General features: G+C 50.1%; 13 protein-coding genes and 1 other RNA gene. 7 read left to right on the top strand and 7 right to left on the bottom strand.

The genetic code is table 11. The features are described from left to right. Positions 1-115: 115 nt before the first annotated feature. From R9X49_RS01500 to amtB, 5 genes are all read left to right on the top strand, one after another. Complete coding sequence (locus R9X49_RS01500) at positions 116-577, top strand: Lrp/AsnC family transcriptional regulator (RefSeq protein ID WP_048259143.1); 462 nt, start codon at positions 116-118, stop codon at positions 575-577. A gap of 78 nt (positions 578-655) precedes the next feature. Then, positions 656-2,422, top strand: coding sequence for a SmdA family multidrug ABC transporter permease/ATP-binding protein (locus tag R9X49_RS01505; RefSeq protein ID WP_319846939.1), 1,767 nt, complete (start codon positions 656-658; stop codon positions 2,420-2,422). Beyond that, the gene (locus tag R9X49_RS01510; protein ID WP_319846940.1) at positions 2,419-4,194 is read left to right on the top strand and encodes a SmdB family multidrug efflux ABC transporter permease/ATP-binding protein; all 1,776 of its coding nucleotides are present in this window, start codon (positions 2,419-2,421) and stop codon (positions 4,192-4,194) included. Before R9X49_RS01505 ends, R9X49_RS01510 begins: the two co-directional genes overlap by 4 nt. A gap of 359 nt (positions 4,195-4,553) precedes the next feature. Beyond that, the gene (glnK, locus tag R9X49_RS01515) at positions 4,554-4,892 is read left to right on the top strand and encodes a P-II family nitrogen regulator (protein WP_002208627.1); all 339 of its coding nucleotides are present in this window, start codon (positions 4,554-4,556) and stop codon (positions 4,890-4,892) included. A gap of 39 nt (positions 4,893-4,931) precedes the next feature. Then, a complete protein-coding gene (gene amtB, locus R9X49_RS01520) occupies positions 4,932-6,218 on the top strand; it encodes an ammonium transporter AmtB (RefSeq protein ID WP_319846941.1) in 1,287 nt (428 codons plus the stop codon). A 139-nt stretch (positions 6,219-6,357) separates the two neighbouring features. Here the strand turns inward: amtB and tesB are convergent, their stop codons facing one another. Then, positions 6,358-7,218, bottom strand: coding sequence for an acyl-CoA thioesterase II (gene tesB / locus R9X49_RS01525; RefSeq protein ID WP_319846942.1), 861 nt, complete (start codon positions 7,216-7,218; stop codon positions 6,358-6,360). 212 nt (positions 7,219-7,430) lie between these two features. On the opposite strand from tesB, the gene R9X49_RS01530 reads away from it, so the two are divergent. Further along, positions 7,431-8,012: a YbaY family lipoprotein gene (locus R9X49_RS01530; protein ID WP_319846943.1), complete on the top strand. Its 582-nt coding sequence runs from the start codon at positions 7,431-7,433 to the stop codon at positions 8,010-8,012. A 19-nt stretch (positions 8,013-8,031) separates the two neighbouring features. Here the strand turns inward: R9X49_RS01530 and R9X49_RS01535 are convergent, their stop codons facing one another. After that, positions 8,032-8,352 carry an MGMT family protein gene (locus R9X49_RS01535; RefSeq protein ID WP_015839360.1) on the bottom strand — a complete coding sequence of 107 codons (321 nt, stop codon included), beginning with the start codon at positions 8,350-8,352 and terminating at the stop codon, positions 8,032-8,034. Positions 8,353-8,537: 185 nt separating this feature from the next. Here R9X49_RS01535 and ffs point away from each other — a divergent pair. Then, positions 8,538-8,634, top strand: an RNA gene (gene ffs, locus R9X49_RS01540) — signal recognition particle sRNA small type. A 467-nt stretch (positions 8,635-9,101) separates the two neighbouring features. Here ffs and R9X49_RS01545 read toward each other — a convergent pair. The 5 genes from R9X49_RS01545 to R9X49_RS01565 form a co-directional block, all read right to left on the bottom strand. After that, a complete protein-coding gene (locus R9X49_RS01545; protein ID WP_005976087.1) occupies positions 9,102-9,305 on the bottom strand; it encodes an HHA domain-containing protein in 204 nt (67 codons plus the stop codon). A 53-nt stretch (positions 9,306-9,358) separates the two neighbouring features. After that, entirely contained in the window at positions 9,359-9,727 is a 369-nt protein-coding gene (gene tomB, locus R9X49_RS01550; RefSeq protein ID WP_005976089.1) for an Hha toxicity modulator TomB, read from the bottom strand. 596 nt (positions 9,728-10,323) lie between these two features. Continuing rightward, complete coding sequence (gene ykgO, locus R9X49_RS01555; RefSeq protein ID WP_005976091.1) at positions 10,324-10,467, bottom strand: type B 50S ribosomal protein L36; 144 nt, start codon at positions 10,465-10,467, stop codon at positions 10,324-10,326. 17 nt (positions 10,468-10,484) lie between these two features. Further along, on the bottom strand, positions 10,485-10,733 hold the full coding sequence (locus R9X49_RS01560) for a type B 50S ribosomal protein L31 (RefSeq protein ID WP_319846944.1): 249 nt from the start codon (positions 10,731-10,733) through the stop codon (positions 10,485-10,487). Positions 10,734-10,968: 235 nt separating this feature from the next. Further along, positions 10,969-14,097, bottom strand: a complete 3,129-nt coding sequence (locus tag R9X49_RS01565) for an efflux RND transporter permease subunit (protein ID WP_319846945.1) — start codon at positions 14,095-14,097, stop codon at positions 10,969-10,971. Positions 14,098-14,101: the final 4 nt, after the last annotated feature.

The raw sequence follows: 14,101 nt of genomic DNA on the forward strand, positions 1-14,101 counted from the left end.
TTAAATGGTAAGAACGTTGCTTTTCTCTCTTAATGGCGGAAAGTAGAAAAATTTTCTATCGAGCGGCGCTATAGTGGATAAGCTATATCAGGTAAAAACTAATTAGGTAAAAACCATGTTGGATAAAATTGATCGCACCCTGCTGAGTATGTTGCAACAGGATTGCACGCTTTCGCTACAGACGCTGGCCGATGCGGTTAATCTGACATCCACGCCGTGCTGGAAACGTCTAAAGCGTCTTGAAGAAGAAGGTATTATCCGGGCTCGGGTGGCGCTGTTGGATAATGAGCGTCTGGGATTAGGGCTGACGGCGTTTGTCTTATTGAAGACGCAGCAGCACAACCGCGACTGGTATCAGACCTTCACTCGTGTTGTGTCCGATATGCCTGAAGTGCTGGCTTTTTATCGTATGGCTGGCGAATACGATTACCTGATGCAGGTTCAGGTTGCTGATATGAAAAGCTATGATGATTTCTATAAGCGGCTGGTGAATGGTATTCCCGGGTTGGTCGATGTAACATCTAGCTTTGCTATGGAACGAATCAAACACACCACGGCTCTGCCTTTATCCCTGTGATCTATCGTTCATCCGTCTTTTGTATAATCACTTTTCTGAGTCTGTCATGACCCGTCTGGCTATTGGAATGAAAACCGCGTGAGACTGTTTGCTCAACTGAGTTGGTATTTTCGCCGTGAATGGCGGCGCTATCTGGGTGCGATTGCGCTATTGATTGTGATTGCCATTCTGCAATTGCTTCCTCCTAAACTGGTTGGTGTGATCGTCGATGGCGTGACGCAACACGGTATGTCGATGGCCGAAATGATGAAGTGGATTGGCGTGATGCTGCTGACTGCCGTCATGGTCTATCTACTGCGCTACGTGTGGCGCGTGTTCCTGTTCGGTGCTTCATACCAGTTGGCGGTTGAGTTACGGGAGGATTTTTACCGTCAACTGAGTCGCCAGCACCCGGCGTTTTACCAGCGTCATCGTACCGGCGATCTGATGGCTCGTGCCACTAACGATGTCGATCGCGTGGTCTTTGCCGCTGGGGAAGGTGTGCTAACGCTGGTCGATTCGATGGTGATGGGCTGTGCGGTGCTGGTTGTCATGTGCACTCAGATTAGCTGGGAACTGACCCTGCTGGCGCTGCTTCCGATGCCTGTCATGGCGATTTTTATCAAACGCTACGGTACCCAGTTGCATAACCGTTTTAAATCCGCACAGGCCGCGTTTTCTTCGCTTAACGATCAGGCGCAGGAAAGCTTGACCAGCATTCGCATGATTAAAGCTTTTGGGTTGGAAAACTATCAATCTGCGCGTTTTGCGCAGGTTGCGGCGGATGCAGGGGCCAAAAACATGCACGTCGCCCGAGTTGATGCCCGTTTCGACCCCACCATTTATATTGCCGTCGGGCTGTCGAATTTGCTGGCGATTGGCGGGGGCAGTTGGATGGTGATTAACGGCTCGCTGACGTTAGGTTTGTTGACCAGCTTTGTTATGTATCTGGGATTGATGATATGGCCGATGCTGGCGCTGGCCTGGATGTTTAATATTGTTGAGCGTGGCAGCGCGGCATATAGCCGTATTCGTCAACTGCTTGCAGAAGAACTCGTGGTGAAAGACGGCGAGGAATCATTGCCTGCCGAGCGGGGCGTGCTGGAGGTGAATATCTCCGCGTTTCGCTACCCGGATAATACCCGCGATGCCTTACAACACATTCAGTTTACGCTGGCTCCAGGCAATATGTTGGGATTATGTGGGCCGACGGGGTCGGGGAAAAGCACGCTGCTGGCGTTGATTTTGCGTCATTTCGATACCCAATCGGGAGAGATTCGTTATCACGATCGTCCATTGAATGCTATTCGGCTGGATGAACTACGGAGCCGTTTTGCCGTTGTCGGGCAAATGCCTTTCTTGTTTTCGGACACGGTGGCGCAGAACATCGCACTGGGTCGACCTGATGCGACGCAACAAGAGATTGAACAAGCTGCGCGGCTTGCCAGCGTTCATGACGATATTCTGCGTTTGCCTCAGGGCTACCAGACTGAGGTTGGTGAGCGCGGAGTGATGTTATCTGGCGGTCAAAAACAGCGGATCGCGATTGCCCGTGCGCTGCTGCTGGATGCTGAAATTCTGGTGCTGGACGATGCGCTATCGGCGGTGGATGGGCGAACGGAGCACCAGATTTTGCAGAATCTTAAAACATGGGGCGAAAAACGGACGTTGATCATCAGCGCGCATCGCCTGTCAGCCCTCACTGAAGCGAATGAAATCGTGGTGTTGCAGCAAGGACAAACGGTGCAGCGTGGCACACACCGGACGCTGGCGGCAGAACCCGGCTGGTATCGGGATATGCACCGCTATCAACAGCTGGAGGCGGCGCTGGATGATGTACCGCTGGTGGAAGGAACGAAAAAATGAATAGCCCTCAACAGTTTTGGCCAACCCTGAAACGCCTGTTGGCCTATGGTTCACCCTGGCGAAAACCGCTGATGTTAGGTGTCGTGATGTTGTGGGTTGCTGCTGCCGCAGAAGTTTCTGGGCCTATATTGGTGAGTTATTTTATTGATGATCTGGTGGCCAAAGGCGAATTCCCGCTGGCGATTGCGGCGGGTCTGGCGATGGCCTACATCCTGCTGCAAGTTCTGGCGGCACTGCTGCACTATTTTCAGACGCTGTTGTTTAACCGCGTAGCGGTCGGTGTCGTTCAGCAACTGCGCATTGATGTAATGGATGCGGCTTTGCGCCAGCCACTGAGCACATTCGATACGCAACCCGTTGGGCAACTGATTTCACGCGTCACCAATGACACCGAGGTCGTTAAAGATCTGTACGTCATGGTGGTGTCAACGGTATTACGCAGTGCGGCGCTGGTTGGTGCGATGCTGGTGGCGATGTTCAGCCTGAGCTGGCAGATGGCGCTGATTGCGCTGATGATTTTCCCTGCGGTCGCGGTGGTCATGGCGCTGTACCATCGTTTCAGTACGCCGATTGTACGCAAGGTGCGAAGCTATCTGGCCGACATTAATGATGGTTTCAACGAAGTGATTAATGGCATGGGCGTCATTCAGCAGTTTCGCCAGCAGGCCCGCTTTGGCAAGAAACTGGGGGCCTCCAGCCACGCGCATTATGAAGCCCGAATGAAGGCGTTGCGTCTGGAAGGTTTTCTGTTGCGACCGCTGCTGAGCTTATTTGCCGCGATGGTGCTGTGTGGTTTGTTGATGCAATTTGGTTTCAGCTCGATAGGGTCGGTTGGCGTCGGGGTCTTGTATGCGTTTATCAACTATTTGGGCCGTCTGAATGAACCGTTGATTGAACTGACAACACAGCAGTCCATGTTACAGCAGGCTGTCGTTGCCGGTGAGCGCATCTTTGAACTGATGGATGGTACAAAGCAGGGCTATGGCGATGATGAACGTCCGCTGGCTACCGGGCGCGTCGATATTGACGATGTCTCTTTCTCGTATGGCACGGAAAAGCGCGTACTACAGCATATTTCTCTGACGATACCAGAGCGCGGGTTCGTCGCGCTGGTCGGGCATACGGGCAGCGGAAAAAGTACTCTGGCCAGTTTGCTGATGGGGTATTACACGCCGGATGAAGGAGAGATTCGGCTTGATGGTCGGCCGCTCTCTACACTCTCTCATGCGGTATTGCGCCAAAATGTGGCAATGGTGCAGCAGGATCCGGTTGTGCTGGCGGAGTCCATGTTCGTGAACGTGACGCTGGGGCGCGATATCAGCGAAGAGGCTGTCTGGCGCGTGTTGGAGGTCGTTCAGCTTGCTGAACTGGTGCGGACTTTCCCGGAAGGATTGCATACGCGCGTTGGTGAGCAGGGGAATAACCTGTCTACCGGGCAAAAGCAGCTGTTGGCGATAGCGCGGGTACTGGTGCAAACGCCTAAAATCCTGATTCTCGATGAAGCGACGGCGAATATTGACTCGGGCACGGAGCAAGCGGTGCAAAAGGCGTTGCGTATCATCAGGGAACAGACAACCTTGATTATCATCGCGCACCGACTTTCCACCATCGTTGAAGCCGACACGATCATGGTGCTCCATCATGGGCAAACCGTCGAACGGGGAACGCATGAGCAGCTGCTGCAACAGCAGGGGCGCTATTATCAGATGTATCAATTGCAGCTGGCTGGAGAGGATCTTGCTGCCACCAGCACCGAGCCTTGCATTGTCTGACTCGATTAGCCGTTATTCTGTGGTCTGCACCGCCTTGAGTGGTGCAGACTGACAGTCTGCTCACGGCTTCGCACCATCAGTAAGCATCGTGATTCCGGTTTTTACCCGCACTGCACTGAAAACACCCCTTGCGCACTAAAATAGTGCAATTATTGCCCAGATCTTCCTGCATTTCTTTCCCGTTGTGTTGGCTTTTTGTCCTTTCTCATCTTTAAACACGTTCTCTTTCCTGATTTATGCCAGATAAATCATTTATGGCACACCCTTTGCTTTAGTCATGACGTAGACCTACTTCATAGAGCGCGTAATCGAACAAGTGACGGGCGAAAGCCTGAACGTAATGGCTAGGGGGAAGATAAATGAAACTGGTTACTGTGGTGATAAAACCATTCAAGCTGGAAGATGTACGTGAAGCGTTATCTTCTGTCGGCATCCAGGGGCTCACCGTCACTGAGGTGAAAGGATTTGGTCGTCAGAAAGGGCACGCGGAACTATACCGTGGTGCAGAATACAGCGTTAACTTTTTACCCAAGGTAAAAATTGATATCGCGATTGCAGACGACCAACTGGACGAAGTGATCGATGTTATCAGTAAAGCCGCGTACACCGGAAAAATTGGTGATGGCAAAATTTTTGTCGCCGAGCTGCAAAGGGTTATCCGTATTCGTACGGGTGAAACTGACGAAGCCGCACTTTAACAACACCTAGCGTAGATACGTAAATAGGGATGGATGAAAATGAAAAAACGACTCTCTTCATTAGGTCTCGGTGTGGCGGCATTACTCCCGTCCTGGGCAATGGCTGCAACACCGACGATTGATAAAGCGGATAACGCTTTTATTATGATTTGTACCGCGCTGGTACTCTTTATGACTATACCGGGCATTGCACTGTTTTATGGCGGCCTGATTCGTTCTAAGAACGTTCTGTCCATGATGACGCAGGTGAGTGTAACGTTCGCGATGGTTTGTATCCTGTGGGTGGTTTACGGATATAGCCTGGCTTTCAGCGAAGGTAACGCCTTCTTCGGTGGCTTCAGCACGTTTATGCTGAAAGGCATCGGAATTGAGTCCATTAGCGGCACCTTCTATCAGTTTGTGCACGTGGCGTATCAGGCTTCTTTTGCCTGTATCACTGTCGCGCTGATTGTTGGGGCGATTGCTGAGCGTATCCGTTTCTCTGCTGTGCTGATTTTCGTTGCTCTGTGGCTGACGTTCTCCTACCTACCGATGACGCACATGGTATGGGGCGGCGGTTATCTGGCTGCGGATGGCGCGCTGGACTTCGCTGGTGGTACGGTGGTTCACATCAACGCGGCGGTCGCTGGGTTGGTTGGTGCTTACCTGTTGGGCAAACGTGCTGGTTTTGGCAAAGAAGCCTTCAAACCGCATAACCTGCCGATGGTATTTATCGGTACAGCGATTCTGTACATCGGCTGGTTTGGCTTCAATGCCGGCTCCGCCGGTGCCGCGAATGGTATTGCTGCTCTGGCTTTCCTGAACACGGTTGTTGCTACTGCCGCTGCGATTCTGGCATGGGTTGGCGGTGAGTGGATGGTACGTGGTAAGCCATCTCTGCTGGGCGCGTGCTCTGGCTGTATCGCCGGTCTGGTGGCAATCACGCCAGCGGCGGGTACCGTTGGTGTGGGTGGCGCACTGATTATCGGTCTGGCTGGCGGCGTTGCAGGTCTGTGGGGCGTAACCGTACTGAAAAGATGGCTGCGTGTGGATGACCCGTGTGATGTGTTCGGTGTTCACGGCGTGTGTGGTATCGTTGGCTGTATCCTGACTGGCGTATTCTCTTCGGCTTCGCTGGGCGGTGTTGGCTATGCAGAAGGCGTGACGATGGCGCATCAGGTTTGGGTTCAGTTGTTCAGCGTCATTGTTTGTCTGGTGTGGTCCGGCGTAGTGGCATTCGTCGCCTTCAAAGTGGCGGATATGATTGTCGGCCTGCGTGTACCTGAAGATCAAGAGCGCGAAGGTCTGGACGTCAACAGCCATGGCGAGAGCGCTTACAACCAATAAGAGCGCTTACATCAATCAGTAAGAATACTCAAATACAGTAAACAGGCGTGGGGGAAACTCCACGCCTGTTTTATTACCCGTCTTAAACCATCTCCTTTGGCGGTGGTTTTTTTACTTTACGCGGCTGCCGTAAGGTTTATTACTGGCGGCGGCGCATGACGCCTTCCTGCACGCTGGATGCAACCAGCACGCCTTCCCGAGTATAGAATTGCCCACGAACGAAGCCACGAGCACCGGATGCGGATGTACTTTCCACGGTGTATAACAGCCAGTCGTCTAACCGGAAATCACGGTGGAACCACATCGAGTGATCGATTGTGGCGACCTGCATACCCGGTTCTAAAAAGCCAACGCCATGAGGCTGTAAAGCCGTGAGTAGGAAATTGCAGTCAGACGTATAGCCAAGCAGGTATTGGTGAATACGCTTATCGTCCGGCAGAGGGCCGCTGGCACGGCACCAGACGTGCCGCACTGGTTCGTCGACTTCACCTTTCAGTGGGTTATGGAATTTAACCGGGCGCATCTCAATCGGGCTGGCCTGAATAAACTTATCGCGAAAGCGGGGCGGCAGGAGGTGCTGCATGTCTTGCGCGATTTCCTGCTCGGATTTCAGATCCTCTGGCGGGGCGACATCTGGCATCACATTCTGGTGTTCAAATCCTTCTTCATGGCTTTGGAATGAAGCCGTCATATAAAAAATAGGGCGACCATTCTGGATGGCACTGACGCGTCTGGCGCTGAAACTGTTGCCATCGCGCAGGTTTTCAACGTCATAAATAATCGGTTTTTGGCTGTCGCCGGGCAGCAAAAAGTAGCTGTGGAAAGAGTGAATGTTACGCTCGACGGGAACGGTCTGTTTGGCAGCTGACATGGCCTGACCGACGACTTGCCCGCCAAAGACCTGGCGCAGCCCCAAATCATCGCTTTGTCCGCGAAATAGCCCTTCTTCGAGCTTCTCTAAATGCAGGAGGTCGAGAAGGTGTTGTAGTGGTTGACTCATGGTATCGGCCCCAATGGATGAGAATGGCGAGTTATCTGTTTGTTTTCTAAGGTGTAAAATATCTTGTTGTGGCTTTTTACTACAATAAATATGCGGCTTTCAGGAAAATATCAGAATTTTGCACCATCATTATTGTGTTGGGTGAATCATACTATTTATGAGTGCCGGTTTTAGATACCGGTAGTCTGACAATAATAAAGGAGACTGACCGAATGAAATTATGGCATATCTTAGGCGGTATCACGTTATCGATGACTCTGGCTGCATGTGCACAGAGGAGTGATTATGGCGTTTCTCCTCAAACTGGCGCACCTGTCACCAGTGCTTCTTCACAGCGCCCGGCTGTTGCGATGCCGGCGGTAACCGGTACTGTGAATATTCGTCAGCGTATTGCACTCCCTCACAACGCCGTGTTAACCGTTACGGTGTCTGATGCATCGCTGGCAGATGCGCCTTCAAAAGTCATTACTCAGCGCGTGACGCGAACAGAAGGAAAGCAGGCACCTTTCCAATTTGAGTTACCGTATAACCCGGCTGATATTCAGCCCAACGCACGTATCTTACTCAGTGCAGCAATTGCAATCGATAATCGCATCGTGATGGTGACGGAGAACGTCTTGCCGGTCATCAGCAACGGGGTAAATAATGCCGACTTGGTGCTAGTCCCTGTCGCTTCTGTTCCTTTACCCGCTAAGAATCAGGGATCAATGATATCCAACCCGGCGAATCAGGCCCCTCATATGCTTCAGGGGCAGCCTGCTACGTCATCTATGGCACCACAGACAACCTGGTAGTTCATCTGGATACGCGCCGTTATGGCGCGTATTGCCAGCGGTATTTTGCAAGGTCAATCTTTCCCTGACGATTGAAAATAATTCCCTCTGCTTGCAGCGCTGACTTCTGGCGCACATAGTCTCCACCGACCAGCGATATTTCGCCTTTACGATTTATTACCCGATGCCAGGGGAGTTTGCTGTCCTTCGGCAGACGTTTTAATACTCCTCCTACTTGCCTTGATGCTCTGGGGGAGTCGGCAAGCTGAGCGATGTCGCCATAGGTCGCTATTTTTCCGTAAGGAATGGCTGCGACGATTTGAAAAACGCGTTGGCGGAAATTATCGTTTTCTTCTGACATCAGCGGATGTTCCTGCTGTTCCTAAACCGATTGGGTACCATAGTGGCACAGTGGGGTGGGTAAGAAAACAACGGTTAGTCTGTGTTAGCTTGCAATTGCTTATCCCATCGCCGATAATGCCCACCGCTTTGTGACACGCTGTCGTTATCATGTGCGAGCTGTTATAAAGTCGTCAATGGAGGCCCTGTCGGTTCTCCCGCAACACTAACCTGTGGATTCGGTCAGGTCCGGAAGGAAGCAGCCGCAGCAGGAGACGTGTGTGCCGGGATGTAGCTGGCAGGGCCTCCACCATTTCTGCCCCTCTATAGCCGCTTCATCGCCATTCGCCTTCATCTTCTTCTGTGCGTAAACCCAACGCTTTTTGCCATACGCCAATTTTCTGCCATAAATCTGCTCTCTGGCATACATAAGATCTGAACTGCCACTTTCCGTTTTACCATTCTTTGTTTCTCGGAAGGATACGGTGCATCTTTACCTGGTGGGTAATAATTGCGCCAATTATTACCTCTTCTGTTTTCATCACTGGATATACTATTAGTGACGTTATCGATGCGGTTGTTATAAATGATAAATGGTGGATAAATAAACGTAGAGGTGTGAGGGGAAATTCATTTTTACTTAATATTAAAAATACAATTTGTTACAAGTCTTACTCAATTAATACGTTAAAAAGATAATAAAAACAAAGGCCGATAATATTATCGGCGCAGTGTATTTAATGTCAGTTTTTGTATACGTTTCGTTGGGAATTAACGGACGTATCGCCATACCGCCGTAGGCACTTTGTCATAGAGTTTGTTCATCGTCAGTTCTGCCAGACGATGATCGGCTGCGGAAAAGAACATCTCCAGTTCATCATTGGAGAGTTCATACTTGTTTTTTTCAATAACGCGTTCGAGGGTGTCAATGGTTGTGCATTTACGCAAACGCATCAAATAGTCGATTTTTTTCATAATGGCCTATGCAAACAGTACCTGGTGGTTAAAAAATATAAATAAATTATTGCTTAAGTTTTAGCAGGCGTACAGACGTTCTCCCCTGAGAACATTCCGAATAATTTTGCTTTGGACTTCTGCCAGCGCCGCAGTTCAGCATCATTAATACCATAGTTGCTAAACAAGACGTAAGTATCATCCAAATACTTTTCAACCTGCTCTGAAAGCTCACTTTCGTTAGGGTATTTTATTTTAAATGTGAGAATAAACGTAGCGATATGCTCAATAAGTTCATTTAATTGGAGATTGATCGCAGATGTTGGATCATTGACCCAGCCGTGACTGCTATCGCCTAACGTTGCTATGCTTTCGTCACACAGATTCTCACATAAGAATCTGAGTTGGGCAATATCATAATGTTTTGGTGTGTACTCATCCATATCAATCCCTCCGTTAAGCCGTTATTCAGTGTTACTGCGGTTAACACCTGGTAAACAGGTAGACTGATGAAACTTGCAAGATAAAACGTTAACGCTGTTTCGTATTCATGTTGTTACAGACAGAGCATTGAGCCATTGTGATTTGTTCTGCAATGAATGAGACAACAGAGATGTTTGTACCTCCTACTCTCTACTATGTCGCGAAATAGGGTTGGCGTAAATACCAACCTATCATGACTTAACCTTAAGTATAGCTATACCATGTTGGTTACGGTTACGTCATTCTATATATGACTATAGCAAAAGCGCTCGTAAAATTCGCGGATAATAGGTAAGGTTTTCATCGCTATTTATTTTGATTAATCCTCAGATTTTTTGTTGTAACAATGAGCATAGAATAAACTCGGCTGCTGATTATTTAATTATTTCTATCTGAAAATATGAGAAATGGCAGAAGGAATGCGAAGGGATTGTTCAGTAGATAAGGTATGTTGGTGGGGCTTATCTTATTGTTTCAGAAGTTTTTTCATGCGCGCATCCCGTACAGTCTTGTTAACGTCATAACACAGACTGTATCGGGATGGGGTCGAGAAAGATTAACCTTTTTTCTTTTTTCCGCCTTGCACGGCCTTAAAGCGCGGATTGGATTTGCATATAACGTAAACTCGCCCGCGACGACGGACCACAATACAATCTTTGTGACGATTTTTTGCTGAACGCAGCGAACTAAGCACCTGCATTTAATAACCCTCTCTGATTACTTGAAGAAGTTCCCAAAGCGCTGCTGGAAGCGCGCCGTGCTGCCTTCTTTGGAATATTCTTTTTGCTTCCCGGTGTAATAGGGATGTGATGCCGAAGAAACGTCAATGGTGATGTAAGGGTAGCTGGTACCCTCCAGCTCAATGGTTCGATCGGTTTTAATCGTTGATCCTGTTCTGTAATAAACATCTGCGCTGGTATCATGAAATACCACCGTGCGATAGTCAGGATGAATACCTGCTTTCATATTTACCTCTTTTGTTATGTTATAACATATGCATTATGTTGCGCTTTTTTGGCATGAGGATCAACCATTATGTTGTTTTGAGGCAGTGCTATCCCCTAAGTCACTGTAGACACAGATAAAGCTGTAAACCGCGCTGTCTGAGGCGGGTTAATCACTCGGAAAGGGAAGAAGGGCGGGGAAATAAAAAAGGCCGCTAGGCGGCCTTTTAGAGTTAGAGATGGTGGTATGTTCGGTCTTAGTGCGCTGTTGTGTCGTCTACTTTCTTGCCGAAGCGACGGCGGACAACTACAAAGAACACGGGAACGAAGAAGATAGCCAACACGGTTGCGGTAATCATCCCGCCCATTACGCCAGTACCAACGGCGTTCTGTGCACCGGAACCTGCACCACTACTGATTACCAGCGGCATTACACCGAGGATAAAGGCAAGCGATGTCATCAGGATTGGCCGCAGACGCATACGAACGGCATCCAGTGTTGCTTCTACTAGTCCTTTCCCTTCTTTTTCCATCAGATCTTTAGCAAATTCGACGATCAATATGGCGTTCTTCGCGGATAGCCCTATGGTTGTCAACAGGCCCACCTTAAAGTAAACGTCGTTTTCAAGACCTGTCATATTTGCCGCAATCAATGCACCGATGATCCCCAATGGAACAACCAGCATGACGGAGAATGGTATTGACCAGCTCTCATAAAGCGCTGCCAGACACAGGAACACGACAATCAATGAAATGGCATAGATTGCAGGTGCCTGGTTGCCGGATAACCGTTCCTGATAGGACATACCCGTCCATTCGTAACCGATACCTTGCGGTAATTGGGTGACGAACTCTTCCATCAGCGCCATGGCTTCACCGGTACTCTTACCTGGAGCAGCTTCCCCCTGAATCTGCATGGATGGCTGGCCGTTATAACGCTCCAGACGCGGTGAACCGTATTCCCAGTGGCTCTGCGTAAATGCGGAGAATGGCACCATTTGTCCGTTGCTACCGCGGATATACCAGTTCTTGATGTCATCCGGCAGCATACGGAAAGGCGCATCGGCCTGAACGTAAACTTTCTTCACGCGACCACGGTCGATAAAGTCATTCACGTAGGAGCCACCCAGCGTTGTTGCCAACGTGGAACTGATATCCGACAGAGACACGCCAAGCGCCTGTGCTTTTTCCTGATCGATATCGAGACGGAACTGCGGGGTATCTTCCATCCCGTTAGGACGAACTTGCACCAGCGTATCAGGGCGTTGTGCAGCCATGCCCAGCAGTTGGTTACGTGCTTCCGTCAGTTTTGCGTGCCCAAGGTTAGCCTGGTCAATCAGCTGGAAGTCGAAACCTGTCGCGGTACCCAGTTCGATAATCGCAGGAACGTTGGCGGCAATAACGATAGCTTCTTTATACTGGCTGAAGACCGCGTTAGCTCTGCCTGCAATTGCCTGAACTTTATTCTCCGCGCCGCTTCGTTCACTCCAGTCATTCAGGCTGGCGAAGGCCAGACCAGCGTTCTGCCCACGACCAGAGAATCCGAAGCCCGTTACGGTAAACACAGACTTGACGTTACCTTTCTCATTTTCGAGATAGTATTGCGTCATTCTGTCCATGATTTTCTGCGTGTTTTCCTGCGTTGCACCTGAAGGTAACTGAACGATGTTCAGGAGAACCCCTTGGTCTTCGTCTGGCAGGAAGGAGGTCGGCAAACGTAAGAACAGCAAGGCCAGGCCGACAACAATCAGCAGATAAATGACCAGATAACGGCCTGTGCTGCGCAGGATATTGGCTACGCTATCGGTGTAGTGATGCGTGCTTTTCTCAAACAGTCTGTTGAACCAGCCGAAGAAGCCTGTTTTCTCGCCGTGGTCGCCTTTGGCAATTGGTTTTAGCAGCGTTGCACAAAGCGCTGGCGTCAAAATCAACGCGACCAGCACCGACAGCACCATCGCTGAAACGATTGTGATGGAGAACTGGCGGTAGATTGCCCCTGTGGAACCACCTGTAAAGGCCATCGGGACGAATACGGCAGACAGTACCAGTGCAATACCAACCAGCGCGCCCTGAATCTGCTCCATGGAACGTTTGGTTGCTTCTTTAGGCGGCAGACCTTCTTCCGCCATGACACGTTCCACGTTTTCCACAACAACGATGGCGTCATCCACCAGAAGCCCGATGGCGAGCACCATTGCGAACATCGTCAAGGTGTTAATGGAATAGCCAAACGCGGAGAGGATGGCAAATGTCCCCAGCAAGACGACCGGCACCGCGATGGTTGGGATCAGCGTGGCACGGAAGTTCTGCAAGAACAGATACATCACCAGGAATACCAGTACGATAGCTTCCACCAGCGTTTTCACTACTTCGTTGATCGAGATCTTAACGAAAGGTGTTGTATCGTACGGGTAAACGACTTTCAGGCCAGCAGGGAAGAACTCTTCTGCTTTTGTCAGTGCCTCTTTTACTGCGGTTGCGGTATCCAGTGCGTTCGCGCCTGTTGCCAATTTGATACCGATACCGGCAGCAGGTTTACCATTGAAACGAGCGATGACGTCATAGCCTTCTGCGCCCAGCTCAACGCGTGCGACATCTTTAAGGCGAACCTGTGAACCATCCGCGTTGACTTTCAACAGTATTTTAGAAAATTCTTCTGCTGAATTCAGGCGAGTCTGAGCAATGATCGAGGCATTTAATTGCTGGCCGGGAACCGGTGGCGCCCCCCCCAATTGTCCTGCGGCGATCTGGTTGTTTTGAACCCGAATTGCTGCGGTGACATCACCGGCGGTTAACTGATAGTTGTTCAGTTTGTTCGGATCCAGCCAGATACGCATGGCGTACTGAGAACCAAACAGCTGAGCGTCGCCTACGCCAGATGTACGGCTGATAGGGTCTTTAACGTTAGCGGCCACATAGTCAGCGATATCTTCCTGTGACATTTTACCGTCTTCACTGATGAAGGCGGCAACCATGAGGAAGCTGCTACTGGATTTCTGAACATTCACCCCTTGCTGCTGTACTTCCTGCGGCAGCAGCGGCATGGCCAGTTGCAGTTTATTCTGCACCTGAACCTGCGCGATGTCCGGATCCGTACCTGCTTCAAACGTCAGCGTAATCTGAACCGTACCAGAAGAGTCACTGCTTGATGACATATACATCAGGTTATCGATACCGTTCATATTCTGTTCGATAACCTGTGTCACGGAATCTTGCAGCGTTGATGCATCGGCCCCTGGATAAGTTGCTGTTACGTCAATCGCGGGTGGTGCGATCGTCGGATACTGGGCAATCGGTAATTTAACAATTGCCAGCAACCCCGTCAGCATCACCATGATGGCGAGTACCCATGCAAAAATGGGTCGATCTATAAAAAACTTAGCCATGAAT

Origin of the sequence: Pectobacterium carotovorum, from assembly GCF_033898505.1 — a bacterium.
Taxonomy (GTDB): Bacteria; Pseudomonadota; Gammaproteobacteria; order Enterobacterales; family Enterobacteriaceae; genus Pectobacterium; species Pectobacterium carotovorum_J.